The sequence below is a fragment of the Sinorhizobium americanum genome (assembly GCF_001651855.1).
Classification (GTDB): Bacteria; Pseudomonadota; Alphaproteobacteria; order Rhizobiales; family Rhizobiaceae; genus Sinorhizobium; species Sinorhizobium americanum.
The window spans coordinates 142717-157998 of sequence record NZ_LNQC01000071.1 but is presented as its reverse complement, the minus strand read 5'-3'; the positions used below and the strand labels follow the sequence as shown (position 1 = coordinate 157998).

Annotated in this window: 15 protein-coding genes; 7 read left to right on the top strand and 8 right to left on the bottom strand. The window is 63.5% G+C overall.

What is annotated here, in order from left to right; genetic code table 11:
* Positions 1-167: 167 nt before the first annotated feature.
* Positions 168-1052: a LysR family transcriptional regulator gene (locus tag ATC00_RS21330; RefSeq protein WP_064254299.1), complete on the top strand. Its 885-nt coding sequence runs from the start codon at positions 168-170 to the stop codon at positions 1050-1052.
* A 15-nt stretch (positions 1053-1067) separates the two neighbouring features.
* Here ATC00_RS21330 and panD read toward each other — a convergent pair whose 3' ends face one another.
* Positions 1068-1520 carry an aspartate 1-decarboxylase gene (panD, locus tag ATC00_RS21325; protein WP_064254298.1) on the bottom strand — a complete coding sequence of 151 codons (453 nt, stop codon included), beginning with the start codon at positions 1518-1520 and terminating at the stop codon, positions 1068-1070.
* Positions 1521-1663: 143 nt separating this feature from the next.
* Here panD and ATC00_RS21320 point away from each other — a divergent pair, with 143 nt between their 5' ends.
* Entirely contained in the window at positions 1664-2110 is a 447-nt protein-coding gene (locus tag ATC00_RS21320; protein ID WP_064254297.1) for a thiol-disulfide oxidoreductase DCC family protein, read from the top strand.
* 24 nt (positions 2111-2134) lie between these two features.
* On the opposite strand, the gene ATC00_RS21315 is transcribed toward ATC00_RS21320, so the two are convergent.
* Genes ATC00_RS21315 through kdpB form a run of 4 tightly spaced genes read right to left on the bottom strand, consistent with a single transcriptional unit; the run spans position 2135 to position 8258 of the window.
* The gene (locus ATC00_RS21315; protein ID WP_064254296.1) at positions 2135-2833 is read right to left on the bottom strand and encodes a response regulator transcription factor; all 699 of its coding nucleotides are present in this window, start codon (positions 2831-2833) and stop codon (positions 2135-2137) included.
* Entirely contained in the window at positions 2830-5535 is a 2706-nt protein-coding gene (locus tag ATC00_RS21310; protein ID WP_064254295.1) for a sensor histidine kinase, read from the bottom strand. Before ATC00_RS21310 ends, ATC00_RS21315 begins: the two co-directional genes overlap by 4 nt.
* A 54-nt stretch (positions 5536-5589) precedes the next feature.
* A complete protein-coding gene (gene kdpC, locus ATC00_RS21305) occupies positions 5590-6159 on the bottom strand; it encodes a potassium-transporting ATPase subunit KdpC (protein WP_064254294.1) in 570 nt (189 codons plus the stop codon).
* A gap of 11 nt (positions 6160-6170) precedes the next feature.
* Positions 6171-8258 carry a potassium-transporting ATPase subunit KdpB gene (gene kdpB / locus ATC00_RS21300; protein ID WP_064254293.1) on the bottom strand — a complete coding sequence of 696 codons (2088 nt, stop codon included), beginning with the start codon at positions 8256-8258 and terminating at the stop codon, positions 6171-6173.
* Between kdpB and ATC00_RS32650 the strand changes: the two genes are divergently transcribed.
* Positions 8257-8448, top strand: coding sequence for a hypothetical protein (locus ATC00_RS32650; RefSeq protein ID WP_156911514.1), 192 nt, complete (start codon positions 8257-8259; stop codon positions 8446-8448). The two genes, kdpB and ATC00_RS32650, sit on opposite strands and share 2 nt — an antisense overlap.
* 27 nt (positions 8449-8475) lie before the next feature.
* Here ATC00_RS32650 and kdpA read toward each other — a convergent pair whose 3' ends face one another.
* The 3 genes from kdpA to ATC00_RS21280 form a co-directional block, all read right to left on the bottom strand.
* On the bottom strand, positions 8476-10179 hold the full coding sequence (gene kdpA, locus ATC00_RS21290; protein WP_064254291.1) for a potassium-transporting ATPase subunit KdpA: 1704 nt from the start codon (positions 10177-10179) through the stop codon (positions 8476-8478).
* A 31-nt stretch (positions 10180-10210) separates the two neighbouring features.
* Entirely contained in the window at positions 10211-10300 is a 90-nt protein-coding gene (locus ATC00_RS21285) for a K(+)-transporting ATPase subunit F (RefSeq protein ID WP_064254290.1), read from the bottom strand.
* Positions 10301-10711: 411 nt separating this feature from the next.
* Entirely contained in the window at positions 10712-11179 is a 468-nt protein-coding gene (locus ATC00_RS21280) for an SRPBCC family protein (RefSeq protein WP_064254289.1), read from the bottom strand.
* Positions 11180-11670: 491 nt separating this feature from the next.
* On the opposite strand from ATC00_RS21280, the gene ATC00_RS21275 reads away from it, so the two are divergent.
* The 4 genes from ATC00_RS21275 to ATC00_RS21260 all read left to right on the top strand — a co-directional run bounded on the left by ATC00_RS21275 (position 11671) and on the right by ATC00_RS21260 (position 15017).
* Positions 11671-12963 (top strand): CmpA/NrtA family ABC transporter substrate-binding protein, encoded by a 1293-nt coding sequence (locus tag ATC00_RS21275; protein WP_064254288.1) that lies wholly within the window; start codon positions 11671-11673, stop codon positions 12961-12963.
* A gap of 62 nt (positions 12964-13025) precedes the next feature.
* Entirely contained in the window at positions 13026-13919 is an 894-nt protein-coding gene (gene ntrB, locus ATC00_RS21270; RefSeq protein WP_064254287.1) for a nitrate ABC transporter permease, read from the top strand.
* 17 nt (positions 13920-13936) lie between these two features.
* A complete protein-coding gene (locus tag ATC00_RS21265; RefSeq protein ID WP_064254286.1) occupies positions 13937-14737 on the top strand; it encodes an ABC transporter ATP-binding protein in 801 nt (266 codons plus the stop codon).
* A gap of 82 nt (positions 14738-14819) precedes the next feature.
* Positions 14820-15017 (top strand): heavy-metal-associated domain-containing protein, encoded by a 198-nt coding sequence (locus tag ATC00_RS21260; RefSeq protein WP_064254285.1) that lies wholly within the window; start codon positions 14820-14822, stop codon positions 15015-15017.
* The last annotated feature ends 265 nt before the right edge of the window (positions 15018-15282 follow it).

The following is a 15282-nucleotide window of genomic DNA, read 5'->3' as shown; positions in this document are numbered from 1 at the left end:
CTCCTCTCCGCGCCCCGGGCCACTATTCAAGTGGCCCGGGCCCCCGACGCTCGCGGCGCCGATTAGAAGCCATGCAACGGAAGCGTCGCTCCATGCAGATAATGATTGTTCTTCCGAAGAAATAGCCATATTTTGCGCCGTCTTCATGCATGGAATACATAGCTCAGATGCGCCCACGCCGGTTTCTTCCCTCCATCAGCCTCCTGTCGGCCTTCGAGGCTGTGTTGCGTACCGGCTCGATCTCGGCGGCGGCGCGAGAAGTCAATCTGACGCAAAGCACCGTGAGCCGCCTTGTCCAGAGCCTCGAGGAGCAGTTGGGCCGGGCGCTTTTCGAACGCCACAGGCAGAGGCTCATTCCGACCGAAGCCGCCCAGGCCTATGGGCGGGACGTCACCCGGGCGCTCGACCTCATTCAGCGCGGCAGCATGGAGTTTTCAGCCAATCCGGGCGGCGGCGCCCTGTCGCTCGCCATCCTGCCGGCCTTCGGCACGCGCTGGCTGGCCCCGCGGCTCGGCACGTTCCTGACCAGGAATCCGGGCGTCACGATCAACCTCGCGACACGTCTCAAGCGGTTCAATTTTGCCGCCGAGGGCTTCGATGCAGCCATTCATTTCGGAGCGGACGATTGGCGCGACGCAGGGCACATGAAACTCTTCGAGGAGCGCTTGACCGCGTGCATCGCTCCGTCCCTTCTCTCCGAACACCCGGTGCGCACGGTTCATGACATGGCGGGTCTACCGCTCCTGCAGTTGGAGACACGCGGGAATGCCTGGGAGATTTGGTTTGCCGCGCAAGGCGCCGCCGCGCCGTGCGTGACGGGAATGTTGCTCGACCAGTTCGCCACGATGACGCAAGCCGCCATTTCGGGCTTGGGTGTGGCCCTGCTTCCCGACTATCTCGCCGATGTCGAGATCGAGGAAGAGCGCCTTGTGCCGCTTCTCAAACGTTCGGTTCCGGGCACCGGCGCCTATTGGCTAGTCTGGCCCCAGTCGCGCGCCAACCACCCGCCGCTCGAGGCTTTCCGCAACTGGCTTGCGGCCGAGGTCTCCTGAGCGCCGGGCCCTTGGCTATGTTCCTGCCGCTGGCAGTGGGATCGGCTGCCTCCTGTCCTCTTCATCGAGAATGCTGAACGTGTATTTGCCCTGCTGATCGACTTTGACCAAGTAGGTCAAGCGATCGCGGATATGGTTGTTCTCGTCGAAGGTCAGCACCCTCGGCTTCAGTTCCGTGATCCGGCTCTCGTCAAGATAGACAGAGTTGCAAATGATGACCTGGTCGCCTGGCTGGCAGGTGCGGGCGGCCGCGCCGTTGAGGACGCAGCACCGCGAACCGCGCTCGCCGAGAATGACATAGGTGGAGATGCGTGCGCCGGAGTTCTTGTTCCAGATCTCGACGAACTCCATCGGCAGGATGCCCGCCGCCTCGCAGTGGTCCGGATCCAAGGTGATCGAGCCGTGATAGTTGAGGTTGGCCTCGGTCACATGGATGCCGTGAAGTTTGCCAGCAACCAGTTTTCTCATTGTTCCTCCCCTCGCTTCCGTGGGATCGTCATAGAGCAACAGCCGCTACAGCGAAAGCCGCGGTGCGACGCCTTGAATGGGAGTGGCAAGTCGCCGCAGCTATGATACAGGCTGGAGGATCGGCAACGAACGGCTGTCGCGCAATGGACCCCTACAGCTACAGGAAGGACCCGGCGGTCCCGCCCTTTCCGGATGACCGGCCCGTCTTTGTTTTCGACGCCGAGTGCGTGTTCTGTTCCGGCTGGGTGAAGTTCGCGCTGAAGCACGAAAGAGCCGCGAGATACCGTTTCGCCGCCGCGCAGTCGGACGTCGGCAGAGCGCTCTATCGGCACTATGGACTCGACGAGCACGACTACGAGACGAACCTGTTTCTCGAGAACGGTCGGGCCTATTTTCGGTCGGCAGCCACCCTTCGGGTCATTGCCGGCATGGGTTTTCTCTGGTCGACCTGCCGCTTGTTCCTCGTCCTCCCGCAAAAATGGGCGGATGCGCTCTACGGCGTCGTCGCCCGCAACCGGTACCGTCTCGGCGGGCGAGCCGCGACCTGTTTCGTCCCGAATCCGGAGATTCTACACCGCTTCATCCTGTAGAGCCGCGGGAGCGAACGGTTTCCCTCAACTCTGTTCCGCTTCGCGGAGCCGATAGCCGACGCCGGTTTCGGTGGTGATATATTGGGGTTGGTCGGGGATGCGCTCGATTTTCTGGCGAAGCTGGCGCACATAGACCCGCAAATACTGCACGTCGGTTGATCCTCCCCAGATCTGGTTCAGAAGATGCTGGTGGGTGATGACCTTGCCCGCATATTGAACGAGGATGCGCAAGATGTCGTATTCCTTTGGCGACAGCTTGACTTCGTTATCCGCCACTTTGACGATCCGCTTGACGAGGTCGACGGAGAGCTCGCCGGTTTTGAAGATGGGCCGTTCGCCCTGCTGCTGCAGCCTGTGGCGAATCGCCACGCGAATGCGCGCGGCGAGTTCCTTCATCCCGAACGGCTTGGTCACGTAGTCGTCGGCGCCGGTTTCCAGCGCCCTGACGATGCCGGTTTCGTCGGTCCGGCTGGAAAGCACGACGATCGGCAGTTCCAATGCGTCGCTGCGCCACTTCGCCAGCAGATCGTGGCCGGCCATGTCCGGCAGGCCGAGATCGAGCAGGATCAGGTCTGGTGGCCCTTCGGCGACCTGGCTTATCGCGTCCCTGGCATTAATTGCTTCGAGCACCGCATAGCCCTCGCTCGTCAGGCCGACTCTGAGCAGCTTGCGGATCGCCGGTTCGTCGTCGACGACCAGTATTTTCACGTTCGAGACTGTCATGTCAGATCTTTCACATTTGGCGCCCCGGGCGGGATCGGCATCGTGACGGTCAGGACCGCACCGGACCGATCCGTTCTGTTTCCCGCAGAGATCGTCCCGCCCATCGCCTCGACAAAGCCCCTGCAGATCGAAAGCCCGAGACCCGTACCCGCGCGGACATGGTCGCCCTTGCTGACGCGGTAGAAGCTGTCGAACACGCGCTCGAGATCGCCGCTGGGGATCCCCGGGCCTTCGTCCAGGACCTGAAGAATAACGGCGCTCTCGTCGGCCCAGGCCCGAATTCTGATGGTCGAACCCGGCGGAGCATATTTGGCCGCATTGTCGAGCAGGTTGAACAGCACCTGCTCGAAGAGCACGGGGTCGAGCTTCAGCATCGGCAGGTCGGCCGGCATATCGATCGCCGTCCTGTGCCGCGCCAGCATCTTGTCGGCCCGGCGGAGTGCGGCGCCGACCACGTCTCCGACGTCATGGAAGGAGGCGTTCGGCTCGGTCGCGCCGGACTCGATCCTCGTCATGTCGAGCAGGTTCGCGATGAAGCGGTTCAGCCGCTCCGACTCGTCCACCACGGTCGACAGCAGGTCCGAGCGGTCGTCTTCCGGCATCGCGCCGGAATAGTCGCGCAATGTGCCGGCGGCCCCCATGATGGCGGCGAGCGGCGTCTTCAAGTCATGGGAAATCGAGGTGAGGAGAGCGGAACGGAGCCGGTCGGCTTCGGCGGCGAGGCGCGCCCGATCCACGTCGGCGACGAGTTGCACCCGCTCGATCGCCAGCGCCGCCTGGTCTGCAAGCGCATCGAACAGCCGCTGTTGTTCCGGCGTCAGAAGCGGCCCCTGCTTGTCATTGTCGAGACCGACGACGCCGATTGCGGTTCGGCCTGTCCGCAGCGGCAGGTAAAGACGTTTGGCTCCAGGCAGCGTATCGGCGCCGCGGCCCGCCGGCCGGTCGTTTTCCCATGCCCAGCGCGCCGCGGCGATATCCGCGTCGACCAGCGTATCGTCGGGCGGATATCCGGCCTTGACCGTAATCGAGTCGTCTTCGGGCATAAGGATCACGACCCGTACCTTCAGCATCGAGGCGATCTGGTAGGCCGTTGCCCACAGCACGTCGTCGAGCGTGCCGGTGCTGGCAAGCTTCTTCGAGAACAGGTAAAGGTCCTCGGCCGTCCGGGCGCGCTGCCGCGCCGCAGCCGCCTGGCGCTGAACGCGGGCCGTCAGGTTGCTCGCGGTAACGGCGACCACCAGGAAGAAGATGAGCGCCAGGACGCTTTCCGGATCGCGGATCGTTAGCGTGTATCGCGGCTCGAGAAAGAAGAAGTTGAAGGCCAGCGCGCTGGCGACGCAGGCATAAAGCGCCGGCCCCAGGCCCGCCGTCACGGCTGAGGTAAGAACGGCAATCAGGAAGACGAGCGCCAGATTGCGGACGTCGAGGACCTGGTCGAGAAGCGCGCCGAAGGCGAGCGCGATCGAAATGTAGAGCGTGCTGAGAAAATAGGGCTGGAGCTTGAACTGTCTTGACGGCGGCGCGGTCTTCACGCCCCTTGCCACCGGCGCCGCGCGCTCCATGCCGGATGCCACATGCACGCTGATATCGCCGGCGTGACGGATCAGGTCATGCGACACGGATCCCTCGATCCATTCCCGCCAGCGCGGCTTGTTCGGTTTGCCCGTCACCACATGGGTGAAATTGTTCGCGGCGGCGTGCCGAAGAATGTCCCGCGCCACGCTCTGCCCCGGAATGATCATGGCATCGCCGCCCAGTTGCTCGGCAAGCCGCAAATGCGAGGCCAGCCGGTCCTTGTCGGCGTCGGGCAGGTTGATGGATCGGGGCGTCTCGACATGGATCGCTGTCCAGGGCGCCCGCAACCGGTGCGCCTGCCGTTTCGCGTAACGAACAAGGGCCGCGCCGCGCGGGTCGTGGTCGATACAGACGAGCACGCGGTCTCCCGCCGCCCAGGGACCCGGAATCGCATGCGCCTGCATATGGCTCAGGAGTTGGTCGTCGACGCGCTCGGCGGTGCGCCGCAGCGCCAGTTCGCGCAGCGCGGTCAGATTGCCGGGAGAGAAGTAATTGGCGATCGCCCGCTTTGCCGTCGTCGGCAGATAGACCTTCCCGTCGTGCAGGCGCTTGATCAGATCGTCGGGCGTGAGATCGATGATCTCGACGTCGTCGGCACGGTCGATGATCGAGTCGGGCACCGTCTCCCGCACCCGGATACGGGTGATCTTGGCGACGATGTCATTGAGGCTTTCGATATGCTGGACATTCAGCGTCGAATAGACGTCAATCCCCTGGGCGAGGATTTCCTCCACGTCCAAATAGCGCTTCGAGTGGCGGCTGCCCTCGGCGTTGGTGTGCGCCAGCTCGTCGACCAAGACCAGTTTCGGACGCCGCGCGAGGATGCCGTCGAGGTCCATTGCATCAAGCAGGTGACCCCTATACTCGACCTTGCGGCGGGCGATGACCTCGAAGCCGTCGACGAGCGCCTGGGTCTCCTGGCGGCCATGGGTCTCGACGACGCCGATGACGACGTCGAGACCCTCGGATTTCCGCGCCCGGCCGGAGACCAGCATCTCATAGGTCTTGCCGACACCCGGCGCGGCACCCAGGAAGATCTTCAGACGCCCGCGCGCCTCGCGTTCGGCATTCTCGAGGAGAGCGTCGGGCGAAGGCCTTGTGTCGACGTCAGGTCTGTCGTCGGGCATTGATCGGCATTCCTTGCAGTCAATGGCTGGGTGCGTCGCGCCCCAGCCATTTCCTTATTGAGCAGCAGGCCCGTCAAGCGCAAGGTTCAATGCCAGAACATTGACGGTGGGCTCACCCATGAAGCCCAGTTCCCGCTCCTTGACATAGCCGTCGACCAGCGCCTTGACGGAGGCTTCGTCGAGACCGCGCGCCTTGGCGACGCGGGGCACCTGGAAATAGGCGGCTTCCGGCGAGATGTGCGGATCGAGACCGCTGCCCGATGTCGTGACTAGGTCCATCGGGACGGAGGCCGCGGGGTTCGACGCCTTCAGCGCCTCGGCGTCGGCCTTGATGCGGTCGATCAGCTTCTGATTGGTCGGGCCGAGGTTGGAGCCGCCGGAGCCGGCGGCATTGTAGCCGTTGCCGGCAGCGGACGGCCGGCCGTGAAAATACCGGCCGCTGGCAAAGGCCTGACCGATCAGTTCGGAACCGATCACCTTTCCGTCCTTCTCGATGAGGCTGCCGTTCGCCTGATACGGAAAGAGGGCTTGGGCGATACCGGTCATTGCGAGCGGGTAGATCAGTCCGGTCAGGACGGTGAGCGCGATGATCATGATAAAGGCGGGTCTTACTTGCTTCCACATCGGAGCGATCCTTATGCGAGGCCGAGTGTCGTGAGGACGACGTCGATCAATTTGATGCCGATGAAGGGAACGATGATGCCGCCGAGGCCGTAGACCAGCAGGTTGCGCGAAAGCAGCGCGCCCGCGCCGATTGGCCGGTATTTCACGCCCTTGAGCGAAAGCGGTATCAACGCCACGATGATCAGTGCGTTGAAGATGATCGCCGAGAGAATTGCGCTCTCGGGCGTCTGCAGGCCCATGATGTTCAGGGCGCCGAGCTGCGGGTAGAACGCCAGGAACATCGCCGGGATGATGGCGAAATACTTGGCGACATCGTTGGCAATCGAGAAGGTCGTCAGGGCGCCGCGCGTCATCAGCAACTGCTTGCCGATCTCGACGATCTCGATGAGCTTCGTCGGGTCGGAATCGAGGTCGACCATGTTGCCGGCTTCGCGCGCCGCCACCGTCCCGGTGTTCATCGCCACGCCGACATCCGCCTGGGCGAGCGCGGGCGCGTCGTTCGTTCCGTCGCCGCACATCGCGACGAGCTTGCCCTTGGCCTGCTCTTCGCGGATGAGGCTGAGCTTGTTTTCCGGCGTCGCCTGAGCGAGGAAATCGTCGACGCCCGCTTCCGCCGCGATCGCCGCCGCCGTCATCGGATTGTCGCCGGTGATCATCACGGTGCGGATGCCCATGCGCCGCAATTCGGCGAAGCGCTCCTTGATGCCGCCCTTGACGATGTCCTTGAGGTGGACGACGCCGAGGAGGCGACCGTCCTTGACCACGGCAAGCGGCGTGCCGCCCGCCTTGGCGATCTCGTCGGCGATGGCCTGGACCTCGCGGGCGACCTGCGGCTCACGCACGATCACGCTTGCCGTACCGTTGGCGGTGGCGACGGCGGCGCGATCGATGTGCTGAAGAACGGCGTCGACCGCGCCCTTGCGGATGCTCGACCCATCGAAATCGACGCCGCTCATGCGGCTTTGCGCCGTGAACGGCACGAAGTTGGCGTGCAAGCTTGCCATGTCTCGGGCGCGGATGCCGTATTTCTCCTTGGCGAGCACGACAATCGAGCGGCCTTCCGGCGTTTCGTCGGCAAGCGAGGCAAGTTGGGCCGCATCCGCCAGTTCCTGCTCGGTGACGCCGCGCACCGGCTTGAACTCGGTCGCCTGACGGTTGCCGAGCGTGATCGTTCCGGTCTTGTCGAGAAGCAGTGTGTCGACGTCACCGGCGGCCTCGACGGCGCGACCGGACATCGCGAGCACGTTGAAGCGCACCAGGCGGTCCATGCCGGCGATGCCGATCGCCGACAGAAGCGCGCCGATCGTCGTCGGGATCAGCGTGACGAAGAGCGCGACGAGAATAAGCACCGGAATGTAACCGCCGGCGTAGGTGGCGAAGCTCGGGATCGTCGCCGTCGCCAGAACGAAGATCAGCGTCATGCCCGCCAGCAGAATGTTGAGAGCGATCTCGTTGGGCGTCTTCTGGCGCTCGGCGCCTTCGACGAGCGCGATCATGCGGTCGATGAAGGTCGAGCCCGAGGCCGCGGTGATCCGCACGCGGATCCAGTCGGAGAGAACCTGCGTGCCGCCGGTGACGGCCGAGCGGTCGCCGCCGGATTCACGGATGACCGGCGCGGATTCGCCGGTAATCGCCGCCTCGTTGACCGAGGCGACGCCTTCGATGACCTCGCCGTCCGAGGGGATGATGTCGCCTGCCTCGACCAGCACGACGTCGCCGACCTTCAGACTCGTGCCGGGGACGATCTTGACGTTCCTGATGTCGTCGCCCTTCAGGAGCTTCGCCTGGGTTTCCGTGCGCGTCCGGCGCAGCGATTCCGCCTGCGCCTTGCCGCGACCCTCGGCCACGGCCTCAGCGAAATTGGCGAAGAGCACGGTCAACCAGAGCCAGACTACGATCTGGAAGGAGAAGCCGATGTTTCCCCCGCCGGCGATCAGGTCGCGGACAAGCAGGAAGGTGGTCAAGGCGGAGACGACGGCGACGACGAACATCACCGGATTTCGGGCGAGCGTCTTCGGATTGAGTTTCCGGAAGGCATCGCCGATGGCGGGTATGAGAATGCGAGCGTCCAGGATGCTCGTGGTTTTGGACTGGCTCATGAAGAGACTCCAGCTGAATGTTCGTGCCCGCGATCAGCTCGCGGCAAACAGCGAGGTGAACGCCTTGCCGATGAAGACGAGCAGCGTCATCCCGGCCAAGATCAGGCAGAGGATTGTCGAAACCCGGGGCGGCGGCGGTTCTCCCCGCGCCGGATATGCGGCGCGGGTGTGGATCGGTTTGCGTGAATGACGGACGAGCTGAGCCATGACGCCACCCTCAGAAGGTTTGGCCGAGGAGCATGGCGAGATGCTCGACGATCGGGCCGACCGCAAGCACTGGGAAGAACGTCAGGCCGCCGACGATCAGGATGACGCCGCTGAGCAGGCCGACAAACAGCGCCCCGTCGGTCGGAAACGTGCCTGCCGAGGCGGGCACGGTCTTCTTGGCCACAAGCGAGCCGGCAACGGCCAAGGCCGGGATGATGACCAGGAAGCGGCCCATCAGTATGGCGATGCCGAGCGTGATATTGTACCAGGCCGTGTTGCCCGTCAGACCGCCGAGGGCAGAGCCGTTGTTGGCCGCCGCCGACGTATAGGCGTAGAGGATTTCCGAGAAGCCGTGCGGACCGGGATTGGCGATCGACGCCACCGCGTCCGGCAGCACGACGGCGATCGCGGTCAGAACCAGCATCGCGAGCGGCAGGCACAGTATGGCAAGCACCGCCATCTTGACCTCCTTCGCCTCGATCTTCTTGCCGAGATATTCCGGCGTGCGGCCGACCATCAGGCCGGCGACGAAAATCGCCAGCACGACGAACAGCAGGATGCCGTAGAAGCCCGCACCGACGCCGCCGACGATGATCTCGCCGAGCTGCATGTTGATCAGCGGGATGAGACCACCGAGCGCCGTGAAGCTGTCATGCATCGCGTTGACGGCGCCGCAGGAGGCGGCCGTCGTGATCACCGCGAAGAGCGCCGACAAGGAAATGCCGAAGCGGACTTCCTTGCCTTCCATGTTGCCGCCTTCGAGACCGAGGGCGTGGACGAGCGGGTTACCGGCAGCCTCCGCCCAATAGCAGACGACGACGCCGGCCAGGAACAGGACGGCCATGGTCGCGAAGATCGCCCAGCCCTGGCGCTCATTGCCGACCATGCGGCCGAAGACGTTGGTGAGCGCCGCGCCGATTGCGAAGATCGACACCATCTGGATGAGATTGGAAATCGCGTCCGGATTCTCGAAGGGATGGGCGGCATTGGCGTTGAAGAAGCCTCCGCCGTTGGTGCCAAGCATCTTGATGGCGATCTGGGAGGCAACCGGGCCGAGGGCGATCGTCTGTTGTGCACCCTCGAGCGTCGTGGCCTCGACGTAGGCGCCGAGTGTCTGGGGCACGCCGAGATAGACATAGACGAGCGTCAGCACCACGCAGAGCGGCAGCAGAATGTAGAGCGTCACCCTGGTCAGGTCGATCCAGAAGTTGCCGATCGACTTCACCGACGCCCTGGAGAACCCGCGGATCAGGGCGATCGCGATGGCGATGCCGGTTGCCGCCGAGACGAAGTTCTGTACGGTGAGGCCGGCCATTTGCACGAGATAGGACATCGTGCTCTCGCCGCCGTAGTTCTGCCAGTTCGTGTTGGTCATGAAACTGGCGGCGGTGTTGAAGGCGAGTTCCGGGGGCACGGCCGTCATGCCGGCCGGGTTGAACGGCAACGCCCCTTGGAAGCGCTGCAGCAGATAGAGCAGCAGGAATCCCGCCAGATTGAAGAACAGCAGGGCGGCCGCGTAGGTCGTCCAATGCTGCTCCTCGCGCTCGCTTGTGCCGGCAAGCGCGTAGAGACCGCGCTCGACCGGAGCGAAGATCCAGGAAAGAAGCGTCCGCTCGCCGCCAAAGACGCGGGTCATATAGCCGCCGAGCGGCTTTACCAGCAAGGCGACGATCCCGCAGAAAACGAGGATCTGTATCCATCCGTTGATAGTCATAAATATGGTTCCGAACTCTATGCCTTGGCGGTCAGAACCGCTCCGGTCGAATGAGGGCGTAGGTCACGTAGACGAGGAGAAAAACGGTCACTGCGCCACCGAGAGCGTATTCAACAAGCATCTTTCCGCTCCGCCGCTAGAGGTTGCTGCACGCCCGGACGTAGGCAAAGGATAAGGCAAAGAACACGATGCCTATTGCGAGTACGACAAGGTCCATGTCGATCATTCCTGTCTGTTGTTTCTACTTACTGCGCGTCACGTGGAGGCGGCGACCGCCGCCCTGCAGGTGATTGCGATGGCGTGCATATCCGTCGCCGCAGCGATTGAGGCGATGCGGCGCGCGGATCAGTCTTGACGAGAATATGGCTCCGAACCGCATAAAGGTTCGAGAGAGCCTCAAGAGGAAAGAAATAGGATTCCTATAGGAATTCGGCCGCTTGAGCGGTCCATTCGCCGCTCCTGTGCGCCAACGCGCTTCGACGCGGGCAGGCGAGGCGCCGATCAGCGCGAACGAAACGCTGCCGCCAGCTCCTCAGGCATTTCGGGCCAGGCGACGGACGAGGCCCTGCCGACCGCGTTCCATGACGACGGCGTGGTTCCAGCGGAAGACGGGCTTCAGGATGAAAGCAAGCCTGACCATCCAGGGTTTCGTCACCTTGACGATCCAGTCGTAGCGGACATTGCAGACCGCTCCGTCGGGCCGCAGCGTCCATCGACCGGTCCCATCGAGCTCGCCCGAAGCTTTGCCCTCGATAAGCGACAGCGGATCAATCCTGGTCGTTTCCATGTCGAAGGCCAAGTCATAGGGCAAAGCGGTGGACCATTTCATCCGACGCACGGCGCCGATGCCGGACTCGTCGCCTGGGCGCAGAAGCGTGACCTCTTTGACCGAGGGCCACCAGTCCGGCCAGCTCTCGGGGGTGGTCAGCTCCCGCCAGACATCCTCGATAGAGGCGTCGACGGCCCAGGTCGTGACAAGATGAAACTCGGTCGATGCCATTGCAGTCCGCCGCGCGGAGGCCGATGAATAGTCCTCGCCAATATAGGCGATCCGGTCCCGCGTCCGAAACAGCGCCGCCGGCTGTCGGGTAGCCGCAAGGCAGCGATTGCGAGCGCTGCTACTGCCAGTAGGAAATGGGGCGGCGCCCATAGTTTGCGCGTCCTGCAAAAAAGCCGGTTAGTGCAGCGCACAATAATTCATCCTCCGCCGGACATGCTGTATTTTTAGGCATATCGTAATCCGCTAATTTTCCCTCGTTAATTCAACCACATACGAGGTCCAGATGCGCTTGGCACGGCGCTTGCTTTGATCTGCTTGCTTCGGTCAACGGGGATTGAAGCAAGCTCAGGCGGGATGCGCCTGCGAAGGACAGCGACGTCGCAACGGTCTTTGCCTCCGAAAGGGATACCTCCCAATCCCCGGAGCGCGATTTCCGAGCGGCGTTTTTTTCGTCGGTTTTCGACCGGCCAACAAGTTGAGGGAACGTGCGCATGACCAAGACATCGATCGGCGGCCTGACTCGCCGCAGCCTGCTGAAGACCACCGCGATGGCCGCCATGGTCGGCGCGGCGAAAACGCTATTGCCCTCCGGGGCCTTTGCCCAGGGGGCTGGTCCGGAGACGGCGAAAGCCATCCTCGGCTTTATCGCGCTGACCGATTCCGCACCGCTGATCATTGCCAAGGAGAAGGGCTTCTTCGACAAATACGGAATGACCGAAGTCGAGGTGGTGAAGCAGGCCTCCTGGGGAACGACGCGCGACAATCTGGTGCTCGGCTCTGCCGGCGCCGGCATCGATGGGGCCCATATCCTGACGCCGATGCCCTATCTCATCTCGACCGGCAAGGTGACGCAGAACAACCAGCCGCTGCCGATGGCGATTCTCACCCGCCTCAACCTCGATGCCCAAGGCATTTCAGTTGGCGCGGCCTATGCGGATCTCAAGGTCGGTCTCGATGCCTCGGTGCTGAAGGACGCCTTCGCCAAGAAGAAGGCGGCAGGTGCGGCTGCGAAGGTCGCGATGACCTTCCCCGGCGGTACGCACGACCTCTGGATCCGCTATTGGCTCGCCGCCGGCGGCATCGATCCGGACAAGGACGTCGAGACGATCGTCGTACCGCCGCCGCAGATGGTCGCCAACATGAAGGTCGGCACCATGGACTGTTTCTGCGTCGGCGAGCCCTGGAACGAGCAGCTCGTCAACCAGAAGATCGGCTACACCGCCGTAAATACCGCCGAGCTCTGGGCCAAGCACCCGGAAAAGTCCTTCGCCATGCGCGCCGATTGGGTCGAGAAGAATCCGCGTGCCGCCAAGGCGCTGGTCATGGCCGTCGAGGACGCCGCGCAATGGTGCGACGACATGGCGAACAAGGACGAGCTTGCCAAGATCGTCGGCAAGCGCAGCTGGTTCAACGTGCCGCCGAAGGACATCGTCGACCGGCTGAAGGGCGAATACGACTACGGCAACGGCAAGGTCGTGGAGAACAGCCCGCACTTCATGAAGTTCTGGCGCGACCACGCCTCCTACCCCTTCCAGAGTCACGACGCCTGGTTCCTCACCGAGAACATCCGCTGGGGCAAGCTTGCACCGGATACGGATATCAAGGGGCTGATCGCCAAGGTAAACCGCGAGGACATCTGGCGCGAAGCGGCGAGGGATCTCGGCGTCGCCGACATTCCGGCCTCCACCTCGCGCGGACCGGAAACCTTCTTCGACGGCAAGGTCTTCGATCCCGCCAATCCCGAAGCCTATCTGAAGAGCCTGGCAATCAGCCGCATCGCCTGATGCCGCAATCGCAGCCGGGCCGGTCCCGGCTGCCGTCGACCGAGAACCCGTAGGAGAAGGGCATGTCCGCCACCAATCTCAAGCTCAAGCCGCAGGCGCCGCCGCAGTCCCCGCCGCAGGTGATCGCTCTCGAGCCTGCTGCAAGGCCGCGCCTCGACAGCCGCCTGCCGCGCTTTGCCACCCAAACCGTCACGAATCTCTTGCCGCTGCTGGTGACGCTGACTTTTTTCACCCTCGCCTGGCAGCTCATCTGTGCATCGCCCGATTCGAGCCTGCCGGCGCCGACGCGCGTGCTCGAGGAGAGCTGGGAACTGATCGCGCATCCCTTCTATATCGGTCAGGGTGTCGACCAGGGGCTCTTCTGGCACGTCTTCGCCAGCCTGCAGCGCGTCGCCCTCGGCTATGCCATGGCCGCCGCCGTCGGCGTGGCGCTCGGCACTCTGGTCGGCCAGAGCGAGCTCGCCATGCGCGGCCTCGACCCCATCTTTCAGGTGCTGCGCACCGTGCCGCCGCTCGCCTGGCTGCCGCTTTCGCTGGCCGCCTTCCAGGACGGCAACCCGTCGGCGATCTTCGTCATCTTCATCACAGCGATCTGGCCGATCATCATCAACACCGCGGTCGGGATCCGCAACATTCCGCAGGACTACCAGAACGTCGCCAGGGTGCTGCGGCTGAACGGCTTCGAGTATTTCGCCAAGATCATGCTGCCGGCCGCCGCCCCGTATATTTTCACTGGCTTGAGGATCGGCATTGGTCTCTCATGGCTGGCGATCGTCGCCGCCGAGATGCTGATCGGCGGCGTCGGCATCGGCTTCTTCATCTGGGATGCGTGGAACTCGTCGCTGATCAGCGACATCATCGTGGCGCTGATCTATGTCGGCATCGTCGGCTTCCTCCTCGACCGCATCATCGCGCTCATCGGCCGCGCAGTCGCCCGCGGCACGGCAAACGCCTGAAGAAAAGGGGGCCTTTAATGCCCAAGAGCTATCTCTCGCTGGAACTCATCGACAAGACCTTCGAACGTGGCGGCACCCGCAGCGAGGTTCTGAAACAGGTGTCGCTCGCAGTCGACAAGGGCGAGTTCATCTCGATTATCGGCCATTCCGGCTGCGGTAAGTCGACCCTGCTCAACATCGTCGCCGGATTGACGCAGGCGACGAGCGGCGTCGTGCTGCTGGACGGCCAGGTGGTCGACGAGCCGGGACCGGACCGCGCCGTGGTCTTCCAGAACCATTCGCTGCTGCCGTGGCTGACCGTCTATGAAAACGTCCGGCTCGCGGTCGACAAGGTGTTCTCGGCGACGCGCACCAGGGGGGAACGGCATGAATGGACCATGCGCAACCTCGAACTGGTGCAGATGGCGCATGCCGCGGACAAGCGCCCCTCGGAAGTCTCCGGCGGCATGAAGCAGCGCGTCGGCATCGCCCGGTCGCTGGCGATGGAACCGAAGGTGCTGCTGCTCGACGAACCGTTCGGGGCGCTCGACGCGCTGACACGTGCCCATCTGCAGGACCAGGTTATGCAGATCCACGCGACGCTCGGGAACACGGTTTTGATGATCACCCATGACGTTGACGAAGCGGTCATGCTTTCCGACCGCATCGTGATGATGACCAACGGACCCTCCGCCCGGATTGGCGAAATCCTCGCCGTGCCGCTCGCCCGTCCGCGCCGGCGCATCGAGCTCGCCTCCGATCGCACCTATCTGAAATGCCGCGAAGCGGTGCTCAAGTTCCTCTACGCGCGCCATCGCTTCGTCGAAGCTGCGGAGTGAATGAGGGCGCGCGCGAACGCCCTTGACCGTGCAACGGTGGGAAGCCCTATCTTCGGTTTCTAAGGAAGATCGGAGACAGGAAATGCAGCGCTACAAGATCGAAGACATGACCTGCGGCCATTGCGCAAGGGTGGTGGAAGGAGCGATTCGCGGCGTCGATTCCGCCGCGGCAATCAAGGTGGACCTCGGCAAGAAGGAGGTCAGCATCGAGACCGCGGCCAACAAGACTGCGATCTCCGACGCGATCAGAGCGGCCGGCTACGAAAGCCGGCCGCTCTGATCCACTCTGCCGCCCAGGTCCTCAGCGACCTGGTTGACGATAGGCGAGCTATCGCAATCTCACCGGGATACTGAAATCCTGGAGGAAGCTGCAGGCAGGCGGCATAGGCCGGCTCAGACGCGGCGGCCTGCGCACGTTCCCGCGGTTTCATTGAATGGGCCGCGACGACGGAACGGATCGCCAATGGGGAGATAGCGTTGGAGGAGATCCGGATTCTCCTCTTCCTTCGCTGCGTCGTCGTTGCGGTCTGACTTTGCTGGCCCCC